This window comes from Pantoea endophytica, assembly GCF_002858935.1.
GTDB lineage: Bacteria > Pseudomonadota > Gammaproteobacteria > Enterobacterales > Enterobacteriaceae > Pantoea > Pantoea leporis.
Map to the genome: position 1 here is coordinate 154,267 of NZ_PJRT01000028.1, position 21,113 is coordinate 175,379.

20 protein-coding genes are annotated in these 21,113 nt (G+C 56.7%); 9 read left to right on the forward strand and 11 right to left on the reverse strand.

Annotated features, from left to right (window positions below):
* Positions 1-157 precede the first annotated feature (157 nt).
* Positions 158-790, reverse strand: a complete 633-nt coding sequence (locus PZBJ_RS17490; RefSeq protein WP_101763532.1) for a response regulator — start codon at positions 788-790, stop codon at positions 158-160.
* 109 nt (positions 791-899) lie between these two features.
* A complete protein-coding gene (gene narQ / locus PZBJ_RS17495) occupies positions 900-2,588 on the reverse strand; it encodes a nitrate/nitrite two-component system sensor histidine kinase NarQ (protein ID WP_101763533.1) in 1,689 nt (562 codons plus the stop codon).
* A 244-nt stretch (positions 2,589-2,832) separates the two neighbouring features.
* Between narQ and PZBJ_RS17500 the strand changes: the two genes are divergently transcribed.
* The 8 genes from PZBJ_RS17500 to nudK all read left to right on the forward strand — a co-directional run bounded on the left by PZBJ_RS17500 (position 2,833) and on the right by nudK (position 10,116).
* Entirely contained in the window at positions 2,833-3,105 is a 273-nt protein-coding gene (locus PZBJ_RS17500) for a YdgH/BhsA/McbA-like domain containing protein (RefSeq protein WP_101763534.1), read from the forward strand.
* Positions 3,106-3,384: 279 nt separating this feature from the next.
* Positions 3,385-4,887 carry an L-asparagine permease gene (ansP, locus tag PZBJ_RS17505; RefSeq protein WP_101763535.1) on the forward strand — a complete coding sequence of 501 codons (1,503 nt, stop codon included), beginning with the start codon at positions 3,385-3,387 and terminating at the stop codon, positions 4,885-4,887.
* A gap of 163 nt (positions 4,888-5,050) precedes the next feature.
* Positions 5,051-5,521: a ferredoxin-type protein NapF gene (gene napF / locus PZBJ_RS17510; RefSeq protein WP_101763536.1), complete on the forward strand. Its 471-nt coding sequence runs from the start codon at positions 5,051-5,053 to the stop codon at positions 5,519-5,521.
* Positions 5,511-5,789 (forward strand): chaperone NapD, encoded by a 279-nt coding sequence (locus PZBJ_RS17515; RefSeq protein WP_101763537.1) that lies wholly within the window; start codon positions 5,511-5,513, stop codon positions 5,787-5,789. Before napF ends, PZBJ_RS17515 begins: the two co-directional genes overlap by 11 nt.
* Positions 5,786-8,272: a nitrate reductase catalytic subunit NapA gene (gene napA / locus PZBJ_RS17520; protein WP_101763538.1), complete on the forward strand. Its 2,487-nt coding sequence runs from the start codon at positions 5,786-5,788 to the stop codon at positions 8,270-8,272. The genes PZBJ_RS17515 and napA overlap by 4 nt, the downstream gene beginning before the upstream one ends.
* A gap of 11 nt (positions 8,273-8,283) precedes the next feature.
* Entirely contained in the window at positions 8,284-8,715 is a 432-nt protein-coding gene (gene napB / locus PZBJ_RS17525; protein WP_101763539.1) for a nitrate reductase cytochrome c-type subunit, read from the forward strand.
* A gap of 7 nt (positions 8,716-8,722) precedes the next feature.
* A complete protein-coding gene (napC, locus tag PZBJ_RS17530; protein WP_101763540.1) occupies positions 8,723-9,307 on the forward strand; it encodes a cytochrome c-type protein NapC in 585 nt (194 codons plus the stop codon).
* Positions 9,308-9,537: 230 nt separating this feature from the next.
* Positions 9,538-10,116, forward strand: a complete 579-nt coding sequence (gene nudK / locus PZBJ_RS17535; protein WP_101763541.1) for a GDP-mannose pyrophosphatase NudK — start codon at positions 9,538-9,540, stop codon at positions 10,114-10,116.
* 103 nt (positions 10,117-10,219) lie between these two features.
* On the opposite strand, the gene PZBJ_RS17540 is transcribed toward nudK, so the two are convergent.
* Genes PZBJ_RS17540 through PZBJ_RS17575 form a run of 8 tightly spaced genes read right to left on the reverse strand, consistent with a single transcriptional unit; the run spans position 10,220 to position 18,146 of the window.
* Entirely contained in the window at positions 10,220-11,182 is a 963-nt protein-coding gene (locus tag PZBJ_RS17540) for a ribokinase (RefSeq protein WP_101763542.1), read from the reverse strand.
* On the reverse strand, positions 11,182-12,075 hold the full coding sequence (gene alsK, locus PZBJ_RS17545; RefSeq protein WP_101763543.1) for an allose kinase: 894 nt from the start codon (positions 12,073-12,075) through the stop codon (positions 11,182-11,184). The genes PZBJ_RS17540 and alsK overlap by 1 nt, the downstream gene beginning before the upstream one ends.
* Entirely contained in the window at positions 12,072-12,764 is a 693-nt protein-coding gene (gene alsE / locus PZBJ_RS17550; RefSeq protein ID WP_061717928.1) for a D-allulose 6-phosphate 3-epimerase, read from the reverse strand. The genes alsK and alsE overlap by 4 nt, the downstream gene beginning before the upstream one ends.
* Positions 12,764-13,813 (reverse strand): ABC transporter permease, encoded by a 1,050-nt coding sequence (locus tag PZBJ_RS17555; protein ID WP_101763544.1) that lies wholly within the window; start codon positions 13,811-13,813, stop codon positions 12,764-12,766. Before PZBJ_RS17555 ends, alsE begins: the two co-directional genes overlap by 1 nt.
* Positions 13,814-13,829: 16 nt before the next feature.
* Positions 13,830-14,819 (reverse strand): ABC transporter permease, encoded by a 990-nt coding sequence (locus PZBJ_RS17560; protein WP_101763545.1) that lies wholly within the window; start codon positions 14,817-14,819, stop codon positions 13,830-13,832.
* Complete coding sequence (locus PZBJ_RS17565; protein WP_101763559.1) at positions 14,812-16,317, reverse strand: sugar ABC transporter ATP-binding protein; 1,506 nt, start codon at positions 16,315-16,317, stop codon at positions 14,812-14,814. Before PZBJ_RS17565 ends, PZBJ_RS17560 begins: the two co-directional genes overlap by 8 nt.
* A gap of 2 nt (positions 16,318-16,319) precedes the next feature.
* A complete protein-coding gene (locus PZBJ_RS17570; RefSeq protein WP_101763546.1) occupies positions 16,320-17,303 on the reverse strand; it encodes a substrate-binding domain-containing protein in 984 nt (327 codons plus the stop codon).
* 12 nt (positions 17,304-17,315) lie between these two features.
* On the reverse strand, positions 17,316-18,146 hold the full coding sequence (locus PZBJ_RS17575) for a DeoR/GlpR family DNA-binding transcription regulator (protein WP_101763547.1): 831 nt from the start codon (positions 18,144-18,146) through the stop codon (positions 17,316-17,318).
* A 489-nt stretch (positions 18,147-18,635) separates the two neighbouring features.
* Between PZBJ_RS17575 and PZBJ_RS17580 the strand changes: the two genes are divergently transcribed.
* Positions 18,636-19,709: a DUF1176 domain-containing protein gene (locus PZBJ_RS17580; protein ID WP_101763548.1), complete on the forward strand. Its 1,074-nt coding sequence runs from the start codon at positions 18,636-18,638 to the stop codon at positions 19,707-19,709.
* 92 nt (positions 19,710-19,801) lie between these two features.
* On the opposite strand, the gene ampH is transcribed toward PZBJ_RS17580, so the two are convergent.
* Positions 19,802-20,971, reverse strand: coding sequence for a D-alanyl-D-alanine-carboxypeptidase/endopeptidase AmpH (gene ampH, locus PZBJ_RS17585; RefSeq protein WP_101763549.1), 1,170 nt, complete (start codon positions 20,969-20,971; stop codon positions 19,802-19,804).
* Positions 20,972-21,113: the final 142 nt, after the last annotated feature.

Below are 21,113 nucleotides of genomic sequence, written 5' to 3' on the forward strand. Positions count from 1 at the left end.
TTATGATGAGCGCGATGCGCGGACGGCGTCACGCTGGCGGAGTGCAAACTGCTCTCTCGAAAGACTCCTGCTGCAGACACTCTACGCGGCACAAATTAGAGAATCGTGAGTAAATTATGGAGAAAGTGTAAATATAGTGACGGTTTTTTGTGCGCGACTACAGATGTCGGCTTTCGAGCCACAGTACCGTAGCGGCAACGCGCGAACGGACATCCAGCTTGCGCAGCAAGTTGCGAATGTGCACTTTTACCGTCTCTTCGGAGATATGCAAGGTGGCAGCAATTTCCTTATTCGATAAGCCACGCGCCACTTCCTGCAGCACATCCAGTTCGCGTTCGGTGAGCTGTTTGAACGGATTTGTCGTCGGCTGGCGCGTCGCCAGATAATCGGCCACCACCTCGCTAAACACGTTTTCACCTTTAGCGCCGCGCATCACTTGCGCCAGCAGTAGTTCGGGTTCGCTGTCCTTGAGCAGATAGCCATCGGCACCAGCATCCACCATCGCATAAATATCACTGCGCGCATCGGAAACCGTCAGCACCAGAATCCGTGCGGCGATGCCTTCGTTACGCAGCGCTTTCAGCGTGTCCAGCCCGGACATGCCTTTCATGTTGAGATCCAGCAGAATGACATCCGGCGACAAACGGCGTGCTTCGGCCAGCGCTTCGGTGCCGTTATTGGCTTCCGCTACCACGTCCAGCCGGGGCTCCAGCGCCAGCAGCTGGCGAATACCACGGCGCATCAGTGGATGATCGTCAACGATCATAATTGTCAGGGAAGGGTTAGCCATAATGTCTCCAGTATCAAAGGCAACTTTCTTTCATTAACGCATCTGCCGTAGCGGCGCAGTTTATTGCGCGATGAATCGCGCCGCTACAGCAGGTGCGCTCTATAATCTGTCAGCTCAACCGGTGCGTCGGGCGCGGTGGAAAACGCAGCGTGACGCGCGTGCCTTGCGCCTGCGGGGTGATCATCAGCGTGCCGGATAATCGCGCGGCGCGCTCCGCCATGATGGTGAGACCATAATGTCCTGGCGGCTCTTCGAGGCTGCTGATGCCGCAGCCATCGTCTTCGATGGTCAGTAAGTGGTCCTCATCAGCGACACGCTGATAGTGAATCTGAATATTGTGCGCCTGCGCATGGCGAATCGCGTTAAGCAGCGCTTCGCGCGCAATCTGCAGCACATGAACTTGCTGCTGCGCATCCAGCATCTGCAAGCCGGGCTGATAATCGAAGTCGATTGCCGCCTGCGATTGCTCCTGCAGCGGCGCAATCATCGCCTGCATCGCCTGCACTAAATCAGCCTGTTCGATGGTCAGACGGAAGGTGGTCAGCAGTTCGCGCAGCTGCTGATAGGCTTCGGCCAGCGCGCGATCGAAATCAGCGATAATCGCCAGCGCCTGCGGTTGCGACCCATCGACATTGCGTCGCAGCAGCGCCAGCTGGATGCGCAGGAAAGAGAGCGACTGCGCCAGCGAATCGTGCAGTTCACGCGCAATGGTGGCGCGCTCTTCTATTAATAGCATCTGCTGATACTGCTTTTGCGTCTGCCAAATCCACAGTGCGCGCGCCAGCATGTTCGCCAGGCTCTGCATCAATTCGTCGGCGGGCGGTGCGCGGTGGGTTTGCCAGCACAGTTCGCCCAGCCGCTGCTCTTCCTGCATCAACGGCAAACGCTGCCAGCTCACCTCATCCGCCGCCACACCGGCCTGAAACTCAATCCCTTCGCTGACAATTTTCAGCACCGTCAGCGCTTCACGGCGCTGTACCAGACGCAGCAATCCCTGAAACAGTTCGGGATTGGGTGGGCTACTGGTGAGAATTTGTGAGCTTTCATACAGTAGAGAAAGTGTGCGATTGGCTTGAGTGAGATCTTCGGTTTTATCACGCACCGCGCACTCCAGCAGGCGATAGTGCGAATGCAGCCGTTCGGCCATGGTAGTAAAAGCCTGCGCCAGCACGCCCAGTTCATTCGGCTGTTGCACCGGCAGCGGCGGAAAAGCGAAATTCGCCTGCTCAACATATTGGCTGGCGGTCACCAGCGCGTTGAGCGGTCGCACCACGTTGCGGCGGATAAAGCGAATCGTCCACAACGCCAGCGCCACAATCGCCAGAAAACCGAACAGGCTGCTGGCGGCCACCAGATGCATCTTCAGTTCAGCATAATGCTGTAATGCCAGCACGAAGCGGTCGATCTCGCTGACGTAGCCCGCGACACGCTGCTGGTAGATTTGTGCCCGCTTGGGCTGCAACGTTTCCTGCAGCATCGGCCAGCTGTGACGCAGATAGCGATAGCGGCTACTCACTTCAAGCGGTACCCACGCGCGCTCCAGATGCTGCAGCGCCGGGGATTCCAGCGTTTGCCGGTAGAGTTGGATGTGATGATCCAACTGTTGCGGATCGCGCGTGCTGTCCCATGCCAGACGGTATATCTGCATGCGCAGCGATCCGGCGACATTCACTGCTTCGGCATCGCGCAGGCTGCTGGAGAGCGTCATCAGCGCCAGCCCGGTGGTCAATAGCGACAGCAGCACAATCACGCTAAGTGCGCGCGCAATGGTACGAGTAACGGGACGTTTCACAATCACAGTAATAACCCTTGTAAGAGCGGGGGATTATAGGGCAGCCGTGCGGTGACGGCGAGTGTCATCTCGTCACATCAGGTTACTTTTAACAGAGAAAACCCTTTCTCTTTACCTTTCTCTAAATAACCCGCGCTAAGCTGGCGAATTATTAAACGGCTTTACGGCTTGCTCAACCTGGTTTTCATTCCCTGCGTGATAATAAGTCCTGTAACGCTTAACCCTTAACGGAAGACAACAGGAGCATCACATGAAGAGACGTTATGCCGTTCTGACTGCTGCACTGCTTGCCACCGCAAGTTTCTCGACGTTGGCGGCCCAGCCCGTAAGCGCCACGCAAGCGCAAAACCTGCAAAGCGCGGGCACCGTTTCCATCAGCGGCGTACGCGGCTCGCTGGATGATGCAACGCGCCATCTGTCGCAAAAAGCGCAAGAGGAAGGTGCCAGCGGCTATCGTGTTATTGGTGTACAAACTCCGGGCGACTCCAGCCTGTGGAGCGGCACCGCAGAGATTTATCGTTAATTCCCTCCAGTAGTTATCCCTGTAGCCATCCCTTTACCGGTCAGCCCTCTGGCCGGTTTTTTTGTGCACCGCGACGGATTATTACAATTCATCTTGTGCAGCCTGGCGGTATTTTTTGCTTCGTTCTTGCAGAACGGGTAGGATTCATCGCCGTAAATTCCCAGCCCGCCACGCGACATCGTTCCGCCGCTGTGACACCGGGTTTTTACCCCATTTCGCACCGCCATACGCAATCGTTTGGTTACGCGGTGATTGATGGTCAGGACAAACAGGATAGCTATGAAATCAACTAAAAAAACCGCAGCCGAACAACGCGCTGCGAAAAGACGCTGGCTCAACTCGCACGACAGCGGTTACCACAAAGCAATGGGTAACCGCCAGGTACAAATGATCGCCATCGGCGGTGCTATCGGTACCGGTCTGTTCCTCGGTGCTGGCGCGCGCCTGCAAATGGCCGGTCCTGCACTGGCGCTGGTTTATCTGGTGTGCGGTATCTTCTCCTTCTTTATCCTCCGAGCGTTGGGCGAACTGGTGTTACATCGTCCTTCCAGCGGCAGCTTTGTTTCTTATGCACGTGAATTCCTTGGGGAAAAAGCGTCTTACGTTGCGGGCTGGATGTATTTCGTTAACTGGGCGATGACCGGTATCGTCGATATCACCGCAGTCGCGCTTTATATGCACTATTGGGGCGCGTTTGGCGATGTGCCGCAGTGGGTGTTTGCGCTAGGCGCGCTGGCGATTGTCGGCACCATGAACATGATCGGCGTGAAGTGGTTCGCGGAGATGGAGTTCTGGTTCGCGCTGGTGAAAGTGCTGGCTATCGTGGTGTTCCTGATTGTCGGCGTGGTGTTCCTCGGCAGCGGTAAACCGCTGGACGGCAATACCACCGGCTTCCATCTGATCACCGATAACGGCGGTTTCTTCCCGCACGGCTTGCTGCCAGCGCTGGTGTTGGTGCAGGGCGTCGTGTTCGCCTTCGCCTCGATTGAGCTGGTAGGTACCGCAGCAGGCGAATGTAAAGATCCCAAGACCATGCTGCCAAAAGCCATCAACAGCGTGATCTGGCGTATCGGCCTGTTCTACGTCGGTTCCGTGGTGCTGCTGGTACTGCTGCTGCCGTGGAATGCCTATCAGGCGGGGCAAAGTCCGTTCGTGACCTTCTTCTCCAAACTGGGCGTGCCTTATATCGGTAGCGTAATGAACATCGTGGTGCTGAGCGCCGCGCTGTCGAGCCTCAACTCGGGTCTCTATTCCACCGGCCGTATTCTGCGCTCCATGTCGATGGGCGGTTCTGCGCCACAGTTTATGTCGAAGATGAGCAAGCAGCAGGTGCCGTATGCCGGCATTCTGGTCACCGTTGCCGTTTACATCATCGGCGTGGTGCTGAACTACTATGTGCCGTCGCAGGTGTTTGAAATCGTTCTGAACGTGGCGTCACTCGGCATCATCTCGTCGTGGGCCTTTATCGTGGTGTGCCAGATGCGTCTGCGCAAAGCGATCAAAGAGGGTAAAGCCGAAGATGTCAGCTTCAAGCTGCCGTGGGCGCCGTTCACCTCCTGGTTGACGCTGCTGTTCCTGGTGAGCGTGCTGGTGCTGATGGCGTTCGACTATCCGAACGGGACGTACACCATCGCCTCGATTCCCCTGATTGCCGTGGTGCTCGTGCTGGGTTGGTTTGGCGTGCGCAAACGCGTTAATGCCGAAGCGATGAAAGAGCACGAACATCATGCTGACGACCAGGATGATGTATCGCCGAAACTGGCGGACGATAACGCGCGTTAATCGTAGCGATTCTCATCTACGGGGGCCTTTTGGCCCCCGTTTTTATTTCAATTCCCCTTCACTTGATCCCACGTCGGGATTTACCCCTTTGGGGTGATATAGCCCTCTTTAGAGTCAGGTTATTTTACGCACCATCTCTCTTTCCCCCGTTTAAGGTGAACCGATGGCGCTGTCGCGACGTGAACTCTTTACCGGGCAGCGCGTAGCGTCTGCTGACGGCATCGCTTTGCCATGGTGGCGGGGAGAGAAGGGTTGTGATGGCTGCGGCACATGCGTCTCGGCCTGCGAAACCCACATCATCCGCTTGGCTGCCGGTGAAGTGCCGCACCTCGATTTTCTGCAGGGCGAATGCACGTTTTGCGCCGCGTGCATAGACGCTTGCCCGCAGCCGCTGTTCCACGCGCGTGAAACCGAGCCGTTTCCACAGCGCATTCGCATCGACAACCGCTGCATCACCTTCCTGGGCGTGAACTGCCGCAGCTGCCAGGAGAGTTGTGAACAGCAAGCCATCCGTTTCCAGCTGATGCCGAACGGCATCGCACAGCCTGAAACCCTTCCGCAGCATTGCACCGGTTGCGGCGCCTGCATCGCGCCTTGCCCGGTCTCAGCCACAGGATTACATCATGAACCATGAAAACAGTTGGCACGTCTGCGGCCTGGTGATTCAGGCGCGGCCGGCGTCGATTCCCGCCGTTAAAAGTGCGCTGCTGGCCTTTGCCGATTGCGACATCGCCGCGGAAGACGCCGCGCGCGGCACGCTGGCGGTGACGCTGGGTGCGACGGATAGCGCCGCGCTGCTGCGCAATATTGAAGAGAGCCGCAACATCGCTGGCGTGTTGGCGGTATCGCTGGTCTATCACCAGCAAGACGAAATTGAAGAACCTTGTAAGGAAGCATCATGAGCATAAGTCGTCGTGATTTTATGAAGGCCAATGCGGCGGCTGCTGCTGCAACGGCTGCAGGACTCACCATTCCCACCGTCACCAAAGCCGCGACCTCATTGGCTGCGCCAATTCGCTGGGAAAAAGCGCCGTGCCGATTCTGCGGCACCGGCTGTGGCGTGCTGGTTGGCACCCAGGATGGCCGCGTAGTGGCGTCGCAGGGCGATCCGCAGGCAGAAGTGAACCGCGGTCTCAACTGTATCAAAGGCTATTTCCTGCCGAAGATCATGTACGGGAAAGATCGTCTGACCCAGCCGCTGCTGCGCATGACCGACGGTAAATATGCCAAAGAGGGCGAGTTCACCCCGGTCAGCTGGGATCAAGCCTTCGACATCATGGAAGAGAAGTTCAAAGCGGCACTGAAAGCCAACGGCCCGGATTCGGTCGGCATGTTCGGTTCCGGTCAGTGGACGGTGTGGGAAGGTTACGCGGCCTCCAAGCTGATGAAAGCCGGTTTCCGCACCAACAACCTCGATCCCAATGCGCGTCACTGCATGGCTTCAGCGGTGGTGGGCTTTATGCGCACCTTCGGCATGGACGAACCAATGGGCTGCTACGACGACATCGAGCAGGCCGACGCTTTTGTGCTGTGGGGCTCGAACATGGCGGAGATGCATCCGATTCTCTGGTCACGTATCACCGCGCGTCGTCTCAGCAGTGAGAATGTCAAAGTGGCGGTGCTTTCCACCTATCGTCATCGCAGTTTTGAGCTGGCCGACAACGCGATGGTGTTCACACCGCAGAGCGATCTGGCGATCCTCAACTTCATCGCCAACTACATTATTCAGAACAACAAGGTTGATAAAACCTTCCTGCAGAATCACGTTACGCTACGCAAAGGCGTGACCGACATCGGTTACGGTTTGCGCCCCACCGATCCGCGTCAGGCTTCGGCGAAGAACCCGGACAGCGGCGAATCCACGCCGATGAGCTTTGACGAGTTTGCGAAGTTTGTCTCTGAGTACACGGTGGAAAAAGCCAGCGCAATGAGCGGTGTGGAGAAAGATCAACTCATCGCCCTCGCCGAGCTGTATGCCGATCCGAAAGTCAACGTGGTGTCGTACTGGACCATGGGCTTCAACCAGCATACGCGCGGCGTGTGGGCCAATAACCTGTGCTACAACCTGCACTTATTGACCGGCAAAATTTCACGTCCGGGCACCGGTCCGTTCTCGCTCACCGGCCAGCCGTCGGCGTGCGGCACGGCGCGTGAAGTCGGCACCTTCTCACATCGTTTACCGGCGGACATGGTGGTTAATAATGACAAACACCGCGCTACCGCCGAGAAGCTGTGGAAGCTGCCGCAGGGCACGGTGCCGGCCAAAATTGGTTTGCATGCCGTGGCGCAGGATCGCGCGCTGAAAGATGGCAAGCTCAACGCCTACTGGGTGATGTGTAACAACAATATGCAGGCCGGTCCGAACCTGACGCAGGAGCGTATGCCGGGCTGGCGCGATGAGCGCAACTTCATCGTAGTCTCCGATCCCTATCCCACCGTCAGCGCCTTGTCAGCTGACCTGATTCTGCCCACTGCGATGTGGGTGGAGAAAGAGGGCGCGTATGGCAATGCCGAGCGTCGCACTCAGTTCTGGCATCAGCAGGTGAAAGCGCCGGGCGACGCGAAATCCGATCTGTGGCAGTTGGTGAATTTCTCCAAACGTTTCAAGGTAGCGGAAGTGTGGCCGGAAGCGCTGCTGGCGCAGAATCCGGAGCTGCGCGACAAAACGCTGTTTGATGTGCTGTACGCCAACGGCCAGGTCAACCAATTCCCACTGAGTGAAGTGGCAGATGATCAGTTGAATGATGAAGCGCGCGAGTTTGGCTTCTACATCCAGAAAGGCTTGTTCGAGGAGTACGCCAGCTTTGGTCGCGGTCACGGCCACGATCTTGCGCCGTTCGATGCTTACCATCAGGCGCGCGGCCTGCGCTGGCCGGTGGTGGATGGCAAAGAGACGCGCTGGCGCTATCGCGAAGGTTACGACAGCTACGTCAAAGCCGGTGAAGGCGTGCGTTTCTACGGCAAGCCGGATGGTAAAGCCACCATTTTCGCGCTGCCCTACGAAGCGCCAGCCGAATCGCCGGATGAAGAGTACGACCTGTGGTTCTGTACCGGTCGCGTGCTGGAACACTGGCACACCGGCACCATGACGCGTCGCGTGCCGGAGCTGCACCGCGCAGTGCCGCAGGCGCTACTCTATATACATCCGCTGGATGCCAAAGAGCGCAATTTCCGCCGCGGCGAGAAGGTCCGCGTGGTGTCGCGTCGTGGCGAAACCCTTGCCACCGTGGAAACGCGCGGTCGCAATCAGCCGCCCAAAGGTCTGGTATTTATGCCGTTCTTTGATGCGGGCGTGCTGGCCAACAACGTCACGCTGGACGCCACCGATCCGCTGTCGAAGCAGACCGATTACAAAAAATGCGCCGTCAAGCTGGTAAAAATTTAAGGCAGGATGCAATGAAACCCTTAATCACACTTGTTACTTTGGCCGCCCTGATGCTGGGCGGCACGGTTTACGCCCACAACGGCGTCGATCTCAATCAGTCACCGGAAGTGACGGCCACGCAACAGGGCACCATTCATCAGCCCAAAGAGCAGAGCCGCAAGCCGTTGAACTATGTGAATCAGCCGCCGGTGATCCCGCATAGCGTCGATGGCTATCAGGTGACGAAAAACGTCAACCGTTGTCTGCAGTGTCACGGCACGCAGAGCTATCTCACCACCGGCGCGCCACGCGTTAGCCCAACGCACTTCACCGATCGCGATGGACTGGTGAGCAGCACCGTGTCGCCGCGTCGCTACTTCTGCCTGCAGTGTCACGTACCGCAAACCGATGCCAAACCGGTGGTGGAAAACACCTTCAAACCGGCTGACGGCTTCGGTAAGTGAGGACATGATGAAAGAGAAACTTCTGCGCATCTGGCGCTGGTGGCGGCGTCCGAGCCGTCTGGCGCTCGGTACGCTACTGATTCTGGGCTTTGCTGGCGGCATCATTTTCTGGGGCGGCTTCAATACCGCAATGGAGATGACCAACCGCGAGCAGTTCTGTATTGGCTGCCATGAGATGCGAAATAACGTCTATCAGGAATATATGCAGACGGTGCACTACAACAACCGCAGCGGCGTGCGCGCCACCTGTCCGGATTGTCACGTGCCGCACGAGTGGGGCCCGAAAATGCTGCGTAAGATCCAGGCGAGCAAAGAGGTGTATGCCAAGATTTTCGGCATCATCGATACGCCGCAAAAGTTCGAGGATCATCGCATCAAGCTGGCGCAAAACGAGTGGCGCAGGATGAAAAACAACAATTCGCAGGAGTGTCGTAACTGCCACAACTTCGATTATATGGATTTCACCGCGCAGAAGACCGTGGCCGCGAAGATGCACAGCAAAGCAGTTGAGGAAGGGAAAACCTGTATCGATTGCCACAAAGGTATCGCGCACCATCTGCCCGATATGAAAGACCAACCCAACGGTTTTTGAGGCCTAACAACGCGGCATGAATTGGCGTAATGCCGATCACTACCGCAGCGCATCAAACCACTGCACAATCCGTAGCGGCGCGATTTAACGCGCAACCCATTGCGCCGCTACAATCTCTGTGCACTGAGCCAGGAGCGCCCATCACGGCGACCGGCCTCACAATTCAGATAGTTTTCCCCGCCGCTTCGGCCTATCATCTCAGGCTCCCTCAATTTAGCAGTGGAGCGGTTATGTCGTTAAAGATCAACATCATCAAAGACAAGTTGCTGTCAGAAAACTGGTTTGTGCTGCGCAACTTCACCTACGAACTCACCCGCAACAACGGCGAAGTCGTGCGTCACAAGCGCGAAGTGTACGATCGCGGTAACGGCGCCACCATCCTGCTGTACAACACTGAAAAAAATAGCGTGCTGCTGGTGCGTCAGTTCCGCATTGCCACTTATGTCAATGGCAATGAAAGTGGCGAACTGATTGAGACCTGCGCCGGGCTGCTGGATGACGACTCGCCGGAAGATTGCATCCGCAAAGAAGCGATAGAAGAGACCGGCTATCAGGTGGGTAAGGTCGATAAAGTTTTTGAAGCCTACATGTCGCCGGGCGGCGTGACTGAACTGATCCACTTCTTCGCCGCGGAATACAGCGATGCACAGCGCGCCAACAAGGGCGGTGGCGTTGAGGATGAAGAGATTACCGTGCTGGAGCTGAGTTTCCCGGAGGCGCTGGCGATGGTGAAAGATGGCCGCATTCGTGACGGTAAAGCCATTATGCTGCTGCAGCATGCGCAGATCGCCGGTTGGTTGCAGGCGTAGTTTTGACCGTAGCGGCGCAATTTATTGCGCTCTTTTGACCTTTTCATCGAGGTGAAAATGCGCAATAAATTGCGCCGCTAAAGGAATGTGTGGCCATCTTGCCTTACACACACTCTCCCAACGTTTCCGGGACACATTGCGGATACGCCTGCAATCTTGCCAGCGCTTCGGCATACGAAGGCATCGAGTGCGCTGCACCGGAGCGTTCCACACACAGCGAAGCATAAGCTGAAGCAAACAGCGCCGCCTGTGGCAGTTCATCGCCGGAAGCCAGCCGCGCCGCCAGTGCGCCATTAAACGCATCGCCCGCGCCGGTGGTATCCAGCGGCTGAGCCGGGAACAGCGGAATACGCAGCGGCGGCTGGTCTGCTACTGACAGCAACGCACCGCAAACCCCCAACGTAATAATCACCTGACGCGCCCCTTTGCGATGCAGCTTCTCTGCGGCTTGCTGCGCGCTGGCGAAGTCGGTGACCTTCACGCCGGTCAGCTGCATCGCTTCGGTGCTGTTAGGCGTCAGCAAATCCACTTTTGCCAGCAGCGCATCGGTGACCTTCTGCCACGGCGCAGGATTCATAATCACAAAGGTGCCACCGGCGCGCGCGTTGTCGATCATGCGCTGGATGGCGCTGAGATTATTCTCCAGCTGCACCAGCAGAATATCGGCTGCCGCAACGGTGGGTTGGCAGCGCGTCACCTCGGCGGCTGTTACGGTGGTGTTCGCGCCGGGATAGACTGAAATCATATTCTCGGCATCGTCCCCGGCGACATAAATCAGCGCATTGCCGGTCGGTTTCTCCTTGCAGGTAAACAAGGTAATGGCATCGAAACCGGTCTTTTCCAGATGGCGACGCGCAAACATGCCGAAGTCATCATTACCAATCTTACCGATATAGTGCACGCGCGCGCCGGCGCGCAGCGCGGCCGTCGCCTGGTTCGCGCCTTTGCCGCCCGGTCCCATCATGCTGGTATGGGCGGTGAGCGATTCGCCCGGCATCGGAAAGCGGTTCATTACCGCGACTACGTCGAGGTTGAACGAGCCAAACACACACACTTTTCCTTTCATCATGCACTCCTGAACAGACGTTCGGCGGCTAAACAGGCACCGCGACAACCGGTGTGGTCGGTGGATTGGCTAAACACGATCTTCAAACCCTCACGCGTGGCGGGTGGACGAAGATGCTGCTGAATCTGGCTGCGCAGCTGTGCCAGCGGGAAGTCCGCCATCGCCAGCACGCCGCCGCCCAGAATCAGGTATTCCGGATCGAGGATGTTCATCTCGGTGGCAATCAGTTGCGCCAGCCGCTGTACAAAAGCCTGCAGCTCCGGATGCTCACGATGCTGGGTAAATAGCGCTGACATGTTAGTTTCCGGCACATGGGTGCTCGCCCAGCGGCTCAGCCAATGGCCCGACGTCACGGTTTCCGCACAGCCACGATTGCCGCACGGGCAGGGCAGATCGTTGCCGGCAACAGGCACATGACCAAGCTCACCCGCGCCACCGTGTTGACCATGATAAAACTGGCCGTTAAGCCACAGGCTGTTGCCCATGCCGGTGCCGGGATACAAACCCACCGCGCTGTCTGGCAGCTGCTCCAGCTGCAGTAAATCCCACAGCATCAGATGGTTAACATCTTTGTCCATCGCCACCGGTACGCCAAGGCGTTCGGTGAGGCGCGCGGCAACCGGTTGCTGGTCCAGCGCCTGAATAAACGGCAGCGAAATCACCTGCTGGCGGTCACGGCTGAGAATGCCGGGTAATCCGAGCATCACGCCGCTAACTGGCTGCTGCTCCAGCGTTTCGCTGATTAACTGGCCCAACGCGTTAAGCGCATCAGGCTGCTGCGCCCAGCTGGCCGTCGGCACTTTACGGAAGCTCGACCAAACGCGCTCCTCTTCCATCAGCTGCAGACGTGTGCCGGTGCCGCCAATGTCGATACCGAGCCAGCATTTTTTCATGCGGATACCTGCGCCAATCCCTGAGCCTCATCAATGCTTTCGCGCATCATATTCCAGGCGGTTTCCAGATCGTCGTGAATATTGAACAGACCGGAGGTGCCGACAATCAGCACTTCTGCGCCCGCACCGACCAGCGTGTTGTAGGTGCGGGTATTGCAGGAACCGTCAATCTCAATCAGATATTGATAGCCGTTGGCCTGCTTCAGCGCTTTCAGCTCTTGCACCTTCTGCACCATTTCCGGGATAAACGGTTGTCCAGCGTAGCCGGGATCCACCGTCATCACGGTGATCTTATCCACCAGATGAATGTAGTGATGAATAAAGGAGACCGGCGTAGCAGGATTAAGCACCACGCCAACTTTCTTGCCGAAGCTGCGGATCATATTGATCACCCGGAATGCATCGCGGTTGATGGTTTCGGCGTGCGGGCAGATGTAATCGGCACCCGCTTTGGCAATCACTTCAATGAAATCGGTGGGCTGCTCGACCATCAAATGCACATCCAGCGCCACTTTGGTGAACGGGCGAATCTGCTCAATAAAGAACGGTGACAGCGTGATATTTTTCACGTAGTGACCATCCATAATGTCGATATGCAGGAAGTCGGCGCGGGAGTCCAGCACGGCGAGCTGGTGCTTGATCTCCATCAGATTCATACACATCAACGACGGGGAGACTTGAATACGCATCATACTTCCTTTTTTTCGGTCAAAGGGTTAAGCGCCGCCGCCAGTTTGCTGAGCTTGACGGCACGATGTTCGTTAAAGCGAGTTTTGAATTGTTTGAAGGCCAACACCACAATCAGCACCGCGCCCCACATTGCCAGGCTAACGTGCTGGCTGATGTTCATCAGGTTGAAGCCGGTGGAGAGCACTTGCAGGGCGATCAACGCCAGCACCACGCCGGTCACGCGACCAAAGCCGCCATTCGGGTCGGTGCCGCCAAGGATAATGGCCAGCACCGTCAGCAGCAGATACGCATCGCCGTAACCCATACGCGCCGAGTTGAAGCGCGCCATCATGATCAAACCGGCCAACACACACAGCAGGCTGGAGATGACGTACACCAGAATCACCATGCGATGCGTATTGATGCCGCTAAACCAGGTGGCGTTGATGTTGCTGCCGCCCATATAGATGCATTTACCGGCGCGGGTTTTGCCGAGGAACAGCGCCAGCAGCGCGGCGGCAAACAGGAACACCCACAGCGGCAGCGGAACGCCAAGCAGCGTGTTGGAACCGAGCGCCTGCACCACCGACGGCATGCCGCTGACGGCCGCGCCTTTGGTCAGCCAGATGCCGATACCGTTCAGCGTCATCATGGTCGCGAGCGTCACCAGAATCGGGTGCGCACCGATGCGCGTCACCATCACGCCGGTAATCACGCCGATTACCGCTGCAATCAGCATCGCGCCGATAATCGCAATAAACAGCCACAGCAGTTGCATGCCGGTGCCGGCATCGGCGGGCAGGGCGCGCATCAGTGTCCAGGCGATAAACAGCGCCGTCAGGTTGGCGGTGGCGATGATCGCCAGATTCAGTCCGCCGCTGAGAATGGCGATAAACATCGCCAGCGTCAGCAAGCCCAGTTCGGGCAGCTGAAATGCCATGCTCATAAAGGTCGAATCAGTGAGAAAGCGGCCCGGTAACATGACGGTGAAGATCGCCAGCGCCAGCGCAATTAACAGCATCAGGCCGATATTGGTGCCGTCCGGACGCAGAGCAGAGAGTGATTTCATGTTAATGCGGCTCCCGTTAGACGAAACTGACATCAGTTTCTTTACGTTTTTTGTAGTGAGTCACGGCAATAGCCACCATGATCACGCCGCCCACCACGATGTTCATGAAGTAGTTGGAGACGCCAATCAGGTTGAGGCCGTTCTTCAGGATGGCGATGAGGAACACGCCCATTAAGGTGCCGCTCACCGTGCCTTTGCCGCCCATCAGGCTGGCACCGCCCAGCACCGTGGCGGCCAGCACATCCAGCTCGCCGCCGACCAGCGCATTTGGCACCACTTCGCCCATGCGATAGACCTGCACCAAGCCGCCAATCGCCGCCATGGCACCCAGCCAGCCATAGGCGAAGACATGAATCAGACCGACGCGAATACCGATGCGGCGCGCCGATTCCGCATCGCCGCCCACCGCATACAGTTGGCGACCGAGATTGGTTTTGTTCAGCAGCAGCGCGGTGAGTCCGGCAATCACCAGCATGGTCACCAGCGGCAAGCCAATCTGGAAGCTGTTGCCTTGCCAGGTGAACGGCAGCACGCTGCGCAGCGTGATCCACCAGTCCGGCAGCGAATAGAGGCTTTTGCCGCCGGTTACCCACATCAACAGGCCAAACAGCAGCGACTGCATGCTGATGGTGATGATGATTGAGACCACTCGCAGCGTGGTGATCAGCAGGGCGTTGATCACGCCAAACAGCGTGCCGCACACCACCGCCAGCAGGATGCTGAGCAGGGCGTTATCGAACTGGAACTGCACAAACAGCGAGGCGATCAGGTATTGCACCACCGACGCCACCGCAGCAAAGGAGATATCGATGCCGCCGGTCACCAGCACCACAAACAGGCCGAGGGCGAAGATGCCGGTCACAGCGTAGCTTTCTGCCAGATCCAGCAGGTTTTGCACCGTCAGGAACTGATCGCTGGCGGCAGAGAAAAACACGATGAACGCCAGCAAAACCCAGGCCAGCCAGCCCTGGCTGGAACTCGGACGTAAACGAGAAAAATCAGGCATTGATCACCTCCGCTAGCTGCTGTTGCTCAACGGTATCGGGTTGGTATTCGGCATGAACGGTGCCATCACGGAAGTGCAGGATGCGGTCGCAGTTGTACCAAACCTCCGGCACTTCGTCGGAAATCAGGATGATCGACAAACCCTCTTTCGCCAGCAGATGAATTAGCTGATAGATGCTGGCTTTAGCGCCGACATCCACGCCAACGGTGGGCGAATCGAGGATCAGGATGCGCGGCTGGGTCAGCACCCATTTCGCCAGCACGATTTTCTGCTGGTTGCCGCCGGAGAGCGTGGAGATGGCCAGATTGGGATCGGCAACACGCACGCCAAGCTGCTGAATCCACTGCAGGATCAGCTTGTTCTTACGGTATTCATCAATCAGGTGGAAACGGTTTTGCAGCTTGTCGAGGATCGGCAGCACCATGTTGTCGGCCACCGATTGTTGCTGCACCAAACCCAGGGTTAAGCGATCTTCGGAGACGTAGCCGATGCCGGCTTTGATCGCATCTTCGTGTCCACGGAAACGCACCGGTTTGCTGTCGAGCCAGATCTTGCCGCTGTCCGGTTTGGTCATGCCAAACAGCGACAGCGCCAGTTCGGTGCGGCCCGAGCCCAGCAGGCCGCACAGGCCCAGCACTTCGCCCTGATAGAGTTTGAAATTAACGTCATGGTATTGTCCGGCGCGCGTGAGTTTTTCGACTTCGAGGATCAGGCGATCGTCATGGCGCGTCGGCGTTTTCAGCTGATAGTCGAGCTTCAGGCCGGTCATCAGCTCGGTCAGATGGTGCGGCGTCATCGCTTTGGCGGGCCAGCAGCCCATTTTGCGGCCGTCGCGGATCACCGTCACGCGATCTGAGATCTCCAGCACCTCATCCAGACGATGGCTGACAAACACCACGCAGATGTTTTTGTCTTTCAGGTAACGCACGGTGCGCAGCAGCTGATTCACTTCGGTGCGCGTCAGCGACGCCGTCGGCTCATCCATGATCACCAGCCGCGCATCGGCGACCAGCGCGCGGCAGATCGCCACCTGCTGACGCTGCGCAATCGACAGCGACGCCACTTTCTCATCGAGATCGAGTTCAAACTTCAGTTCATCAATGATGCGCTGCGCGGTTTCACGCAGTTTGGCTTTGCGGTGCCAGCCGAGCAGGCTATTCAGGTTGTGCTCGAAGGCGATGTTTTCCGCCACGCTGAGGTTGGGGAACAGCGACAGATCCTGATAAATCACCTGGATACCGAATTCACGCGCCTGGCGAGTGGTCAGACGCGGAAAGCTCGGGCCTTCGCCCAGCGTGATGCGGCTGCCGCTATCCGGGGCGTGCACCCCGGAAATGACTTTGATTAAGGTGCTCTTGCCACAGCCGTTGGTGCCAGCGAGACAGTGCACTTCGCCAGCCAGTAAGGTCAGCGAGATATCGCTCAGTGCGCGGTTGCCACCAAATGTTTTCGACAAGTTGTCGAGCGCAATCAGCGTCTGTGGGATCACCTCATTCATCATTACAGCCCCATTTTCACCAGTTTTGGCAGGTTCTCTTTGTCCAGGCTTTCGGTGTTGTTGCCGAGGATGGTGTGGGTCGCCTCGTCAACTTTCACTTTGCCCAAACCCTCGATGGTCATTCCGTCGGTGATTGGCTCTTTCTTCTGCATCATGTCGGCGATACGCACGAACACTTCGCCAGCGGTTTGTGGATTCCAGATGTAGCCGCCTTTGATCGCGCCACGCTGCACCAGCGATGCGCCCTGGCCAGGACTAAAGGCACCAATTACGCAGACCTGATCGATCTTGTTACGGTTCATCACCGCGCGACCGGCGCCAATCGGACCTTGTGAACCAAAGGCCATAATCCCTTTCAAATCCGGAAACTTGGACATCAGTTCGTTAGTGGTGCGAATCGAGTCATCCAGCGATTCGCCGACGCCAAACTTGTCGGTGACCATCTGCATCTTCGGATAGTGTTCTTTCTGATAATTCAGCGCGGCGTCGGTCCACTGCTGGTGCAATGGCACGGTCAGGCTGCCGACGTACATGGCGTATTTGCCCTCTTCATGCATGCATTTCGCCAGCGCTTTCATATGGTTGATGCCGTGCGTCGGCGCATCCACCAGTTCGAAGTCCCAGTTAGCGCCTTTCTGATCCGGCGATTCATGGGTGATCACTTCAATGCCAGCATCACGGGCGCGCTTCAGCACCGGCTCCAGCACTTTCGGGTCATTTGGCACCACGCCAATGATGTCGACCTTCTGGGCAATCAAATCTTCGATAGCGCGCACCTGCAGAGCCGGATCGGCCGCCGTTGGTCCCACCATCCACGCGTCAATGCCGCGTTTCGCTGCTTCACTCTTGATGCCCGCTTCCATAGCGTTGAACCACGGAATACCGCCAATTTTCACCACGATGCCCATGCGTAATTTGTCAGCAGCCTGCGCGCCGGAGGCGGCAAACAGGGCGAGCAGAGAACAGGCGATAAGATGTTTTTTCATAAAGACTCCGATTTAATTTTTTATTAGCTGCATAGAATGGCTGCGCTGGGAGCAATCAATAATATTGACGCCGTTCCACGCTAATTCTTGTTCCAGCTCTTTGTCTTTTAATTGGTCAGTAATGAGAAAGTCCACATCGCGATAATGACAAATACGCGCGAATGAGGGCCGCAGGAATTTACTTCCGTCCAGCAGCAGATGTTTTCTTTCCGCTGCTAATAACATTTGCTGTTTTAAATGTGCGTTGTTTTCGTTACCTTCACGTAAATAACCGTCATTGCCTAAACTGCTACAGGAGAAAAAGATCTTATTGATCTGAAATTCCCTGAGCGGTTGCTCGGCGACGACGCCGTGGAAATCTTCATAACGGTCAGAATATTCCCCTCCCAGACAGATGGTGCGGATGCTGCCGCGCGCCGCAAGGGTTTGCACAATCCTGATGGAGTTGGTTAATACCGTTAATTCAATATCCGGCAGCTGTCGCGCTAAATACCAGCAAGTGGTGCTGCTATCGAGTAATATACAATCGCCGGGGCTAATGAAATCGAGTGCGCGTTTGGCAATAGCCATTTTTGCATCAACATGTTCATTGACTCTCTGGCGGAAAGATAATTCATACTCGTTAACACCTCGCGTATTTCCCTGAATGTTGGCGGCCTGTCGTTTTGCTGGTACCGCACCACCGTGACTGCGTTGTAACAGACCACGTTTCTCCAGCTGGGTTAAATCACGCCGAATAGTTTCTTGTGAAACCTGACATAACGTGACTAATTCAGCGACAATGACCCGACCATTTAAATTTAATTCGTCAATAATTCGCTGCTGTCTTTCAATCGGCAACATAACTAACCTCCGATGGCTATAAATTACTGGATAGCGCATTTGGAAAGTGTGGGCTGCGCACGAGTCCACAGTCACCAAAACGCCTTAGCTGATTAGAGTGATCTGGATCTGTCTTATATGTAAATGAGATGTCTGGTTATCAAAATTAAGTGATGTGTCTCACATAAATAAGCCTAATGGCGCGAAATCCGCGTTCTACGCGCGTTGCAAATCCAAAACATGGATTTAACCTAACATGACCGCTTATGACCGTTTGTGTGTATTTGACCGTTTTGTGATGAGTTAACAAGAGTCCGACGAATCCGATTGAGCAGTAATCGGTCAAAACGGATGATGAGCGCTTGCCCCATCCAGTACCCGTTCGCCACAGGTGACGGCTTTTTCAGCGGTTAACCTCGCTTTTAGGGCCGGCTCACAGTTTAGGCCTGCTGACAGCGTTCCCGTTGCGCTATTATTTTCTTTCCAGGAATTTGGGGACCGATTTTTTTGATGTCGTATTGGATGAAGTTACTGCTTTTATTGCCCTTTCTTTTTGTCGCGTGCGTTCAGGCTCAGCCACTGCAAAAGTCATTTTCTGACTGGCAACTGACTTGTAACAACGCGGCTTTTTGCGTGGCACGCAGTTTTCCCGGTGACAACGGCTTAGTGATGACGCTCTCACGTCATGCTGGCGTCAACGATCGTCCCTTGCTGCGTATTGATTACGGCAGCGCCTACAGCGGTGAGCTGCCGGGCGGCCCGCTCAAGGATAACCTGCTACTCGATCAACGCCGTCTCACACCAGACCTTAAACACTGGACGGTGGAACCGCATCATCTGGCGACCAGTAATGCTATCGCCATCGACGAGTTTCTGGCGCAGACGCTGGATGCGCAAAATCTGCAGCTGACCTATAAAGCCAACGCCACCATTCCGCTCAGCGGCATGAAGGCGGCATTACTGTTGATGGATGACGTGCAGGGCCGCGTCAACGGTGCCAGCGCCTGGGTGAAGCGTGGCGACCGCGTGCAGTGGGATGTGCCGCCGCAGCCAGCGTTGCCGGCGTTACCTTCGCCATTACCGCCGCCGCCGCCGCTGACGCAGGAAGAGACCAGCGGTTTAATTGATTTTGGTACCTGGCGGGTGAATACCGATAACTGCTCGCTCGATCCACTGCGGCGTGAAGTGAGCGTGTCGCCGCTGACCGACAGCAAAGCGCTACTGCTGATCAGCTGCGAAACCGGTGCGTATAACGTGATCGATCTGGCCTTTGAAGTGACGCGCACGCAGCCTTATGTGTCGCGCGGTCTGAGCTTAACGCTGCCGTTTACGCCGCCGTCACGCGGGGATAATCAGCTGGAGTTGGTGAACGCGGAATTTGATGCCAGCCATGAATTGCTCTACACCTTCAGTAAAGGACGTGGTTTGGGGGATTGCGGCGTGGCAACGCGCTGGCAGTATGACGGCAACGAGTTTGTGCTGGCGGAGTATGCGGAAGAGAAGACCTGCGATGCGTGGCACAGCAGTGAGGATTGGCCAACACTCTGGGTCACTGAATCGCAAAATCCGGTGCAGTCGCGTTAATACCACGTGCAGCATTAAATCATTGCACATTCCGTAGCGGCGCGATTTATCGCGCAATGAATTGCGCCGCTACAGCCTGCACCACAACCCAGTTAGCGGATGGCTTGCACCGTCATCGGTGAACCCGACTGATTACCCACCAGCTCGGTCAGCATATTATTCACGCCATCACTCATCGGGGTGAAACGCGTTAACGGCGAGCGAGTCACCACCACAAACACGCCGACGTTGTGCTGCGGCACCATCGCCATATAGGTAATGAAGCCGCCGCCACCGCCGGTTTTCTGAATAATCCCCGGACGACCTTCCTTCGGCCCCATATAGACCCAACCCATGCCCAGCGCATCGGCGCGGCCCGGCACATCCATGCCTTCCACTTTGGTTAGCTGGTCACGACGATAAATCAGCGTTTGCAGGCGATCAATTTGCGGCGTGCGGTGATTCACCGCCGAGTTAAGGAACTGCTGCATCCAGCGGCCCATATCGTCTGGCGTTGAGTAAACGCCGCCGCTACCGATGGCCGCCAGCGTGTTGTTACACGGACTGGCACCTTTCTCGGCAATCATCAGACGCTGACACTGATCCGGTGACGGCGTAAAGGTGGTGTCTTTCATGCCCAGCGGACGCGTTATCAACTGCTGGAACAGTGCTGGATAGGGCATGCCCGCCGCTTTGGCGAGCGCATCGCTCAGCAGATCAAAGCCCAGGTTTGAATAGGCGGCATTGGTGCCTGGCGCGGCCTTTAATGCCGCTCCGCTCAGCCACTGCCAGCGATCGGACTTGGTCGGCCAGACAAACACCGGACGATGCGGTTTACCGCCGGGCTGCTCGCGCGGCAGGCCGCTGGTGTGGGTGGAGAGGTTAATCAGGCGAATCGGCTGGCCGTTATAGCTTGGCACGCGCGCGCCAGGCGGCGCGTATTTGCTCAGCGGATCGTCAAGACGCAGTTGACCGCGTTCGGCCATCTTCACCATCACTTCGCTGGTCATCAGCTTGCTGAGCGAGGCAATACGAATCACCGAATCGGGCTGCGGACGCACGTTGTTGCCGGGGCGCGTATCACCAAAGCTGGCGAAAACCCGCTGATTGCCATCAATCGCCACCAGCGCCATGCCGGTTGCGCCGCTGCCATAGAAAATGTGCTCGGCGTAGCGATCAACAATTTGCGATGCCAACAGCGGATCGGGCGACGACTGCGCCATGCTTTTTAATGGAAGCACTGTAACCATTAAGGCCAGTAAAAAAGGAGTACGTTTTTTCAACGGGAAAGCGTCCGCTATAAGAATCGGAGGAAAGCTTATAGTAATCAGTTTGCGCGAGGCGTGAAGGGGGCAGGGCGGATTTTTTTCTGTTTCAGGCTGTGATCAAAAAATGGCCCTTACGCCAAAAAGACGCAGGGCCAGA

Coding starts and splice junctions, on each gene's coding strand:
- PZBJ_RS17570 (WP_101763546.1), bottom strand. CDS start 17,303: ATGAAAAAACATCTTATCGCCTGTTCTCTGCTCGCCCTGTTTGCCGCC.
- napF (WP_101763536.1), top strand. CDS start 5,051: ATGGCGCTGTCGCGACGTGAACTCTTTACCGGGCAGCGCGTAGCGTCT.
- ansP (WP_101763535.1), top strand. CDS start 3,385: ATGAAATCAACTAAAAAAACCGCAGCCGAACAACGCGCTGCGAAAAGA.
- PZBJ_RS17580 (WP_101763548.1), top strand. CDS start 18,636: ATGTCGTATTGGATGAAGTTACTGCTTTTATTGCCCTTTCTTTTTGTC.
- alsE (WP_061717928.1), bottom strand. CDS start 12,764: ATGCGTATTCAAGTCTCCCCGTCGTTGATGTGTATGAATCTGATGGAG.
- PZBJ_RS17540 (WP_101763542.1), bottom strand. CDS start 11,182: ATGAAAGGAAAAGTGTGTGTGTTTGGCTCGTTCAACCTCGACGTAGTC.
- napA (WP_101763538.1), top strand. CDS start 5,786: ATGAGCATAAGTCGTCGTGATTTTATGAAGGCCAATGCGGCGGCTGCT.
- PZBJ_RS17565 (WP_101763559.1), bottom strand. CDS start 16,317: ATGAATGAGGTGATCCCACAGACGCTGATTGCGCTCGACAACTTGTCG.
- nudK (WP_101763541.1), top strand. CDS start 9,538: ATGTCGTTAAAGATCAACATCATCAAAGACAAGTTGCTGTCAGAAAAC.
- PZBJ_RS17515 (WP_101763537.1), top strand. CDS start 5,511: ATGAACCATGAAAACAGTTGGCACGTCTGCGGCCTGGTGATTCAGGCG.
- PZBJ_RS17560 (WP_101763545.1), bottom strand. CDS start 14,819: ATGCCTGATTTTTCTCGTTTACGTCCGAGTTCCAGCCAGGGCTGGCTG.
- alsK (WP_101763543.1), bottom strand. CDS start 12,075: ATGAAAAAATGCTGGCTCGGTATCGACATTGGCGGCACCGGCACACGT.
- PZBJ_RS17500 (WP_101763534.1), top strand. CDS start 2,833: ATGAAGAGACGTTATGCCGTTCTGACTGCTGCACTGCTTGCCACCGCA.
- napC (WP_101763540.1), top strand. CDS start 8,723: ATGAAAGAGAAACTTCTGCGCATCTGGCGCTGGTGGCGGCGTCCGAGC.
- PZBJ_RS17555 (WP_101763544.1), bottom strand. CDS start 13,813: ATGAAATCACTCTCTGCTCTGCGTCCGGACGGCACCAATATCGGCCTG.
- napB (WP_101763539.1), top strand. CDS start 8,284: ATGAAACCCTTAATCACACTTGTTACTTTGGCCGCCCTGATGCTGGGC.
- PZBJ_RS17490 (WP_101763532.1), bottom strand. CDS start 790: ATGGCTAACCCTTCCCTGACAATTATGATCGTTGACGATCATCCACTG.
- PZBJ_RS17575 (WP_101763547.1), bottom strand. CDS start 18,146: ATGTTGCCGATTGAAAGACAGCAGCGAATTATTGACGAATTAAATTTA.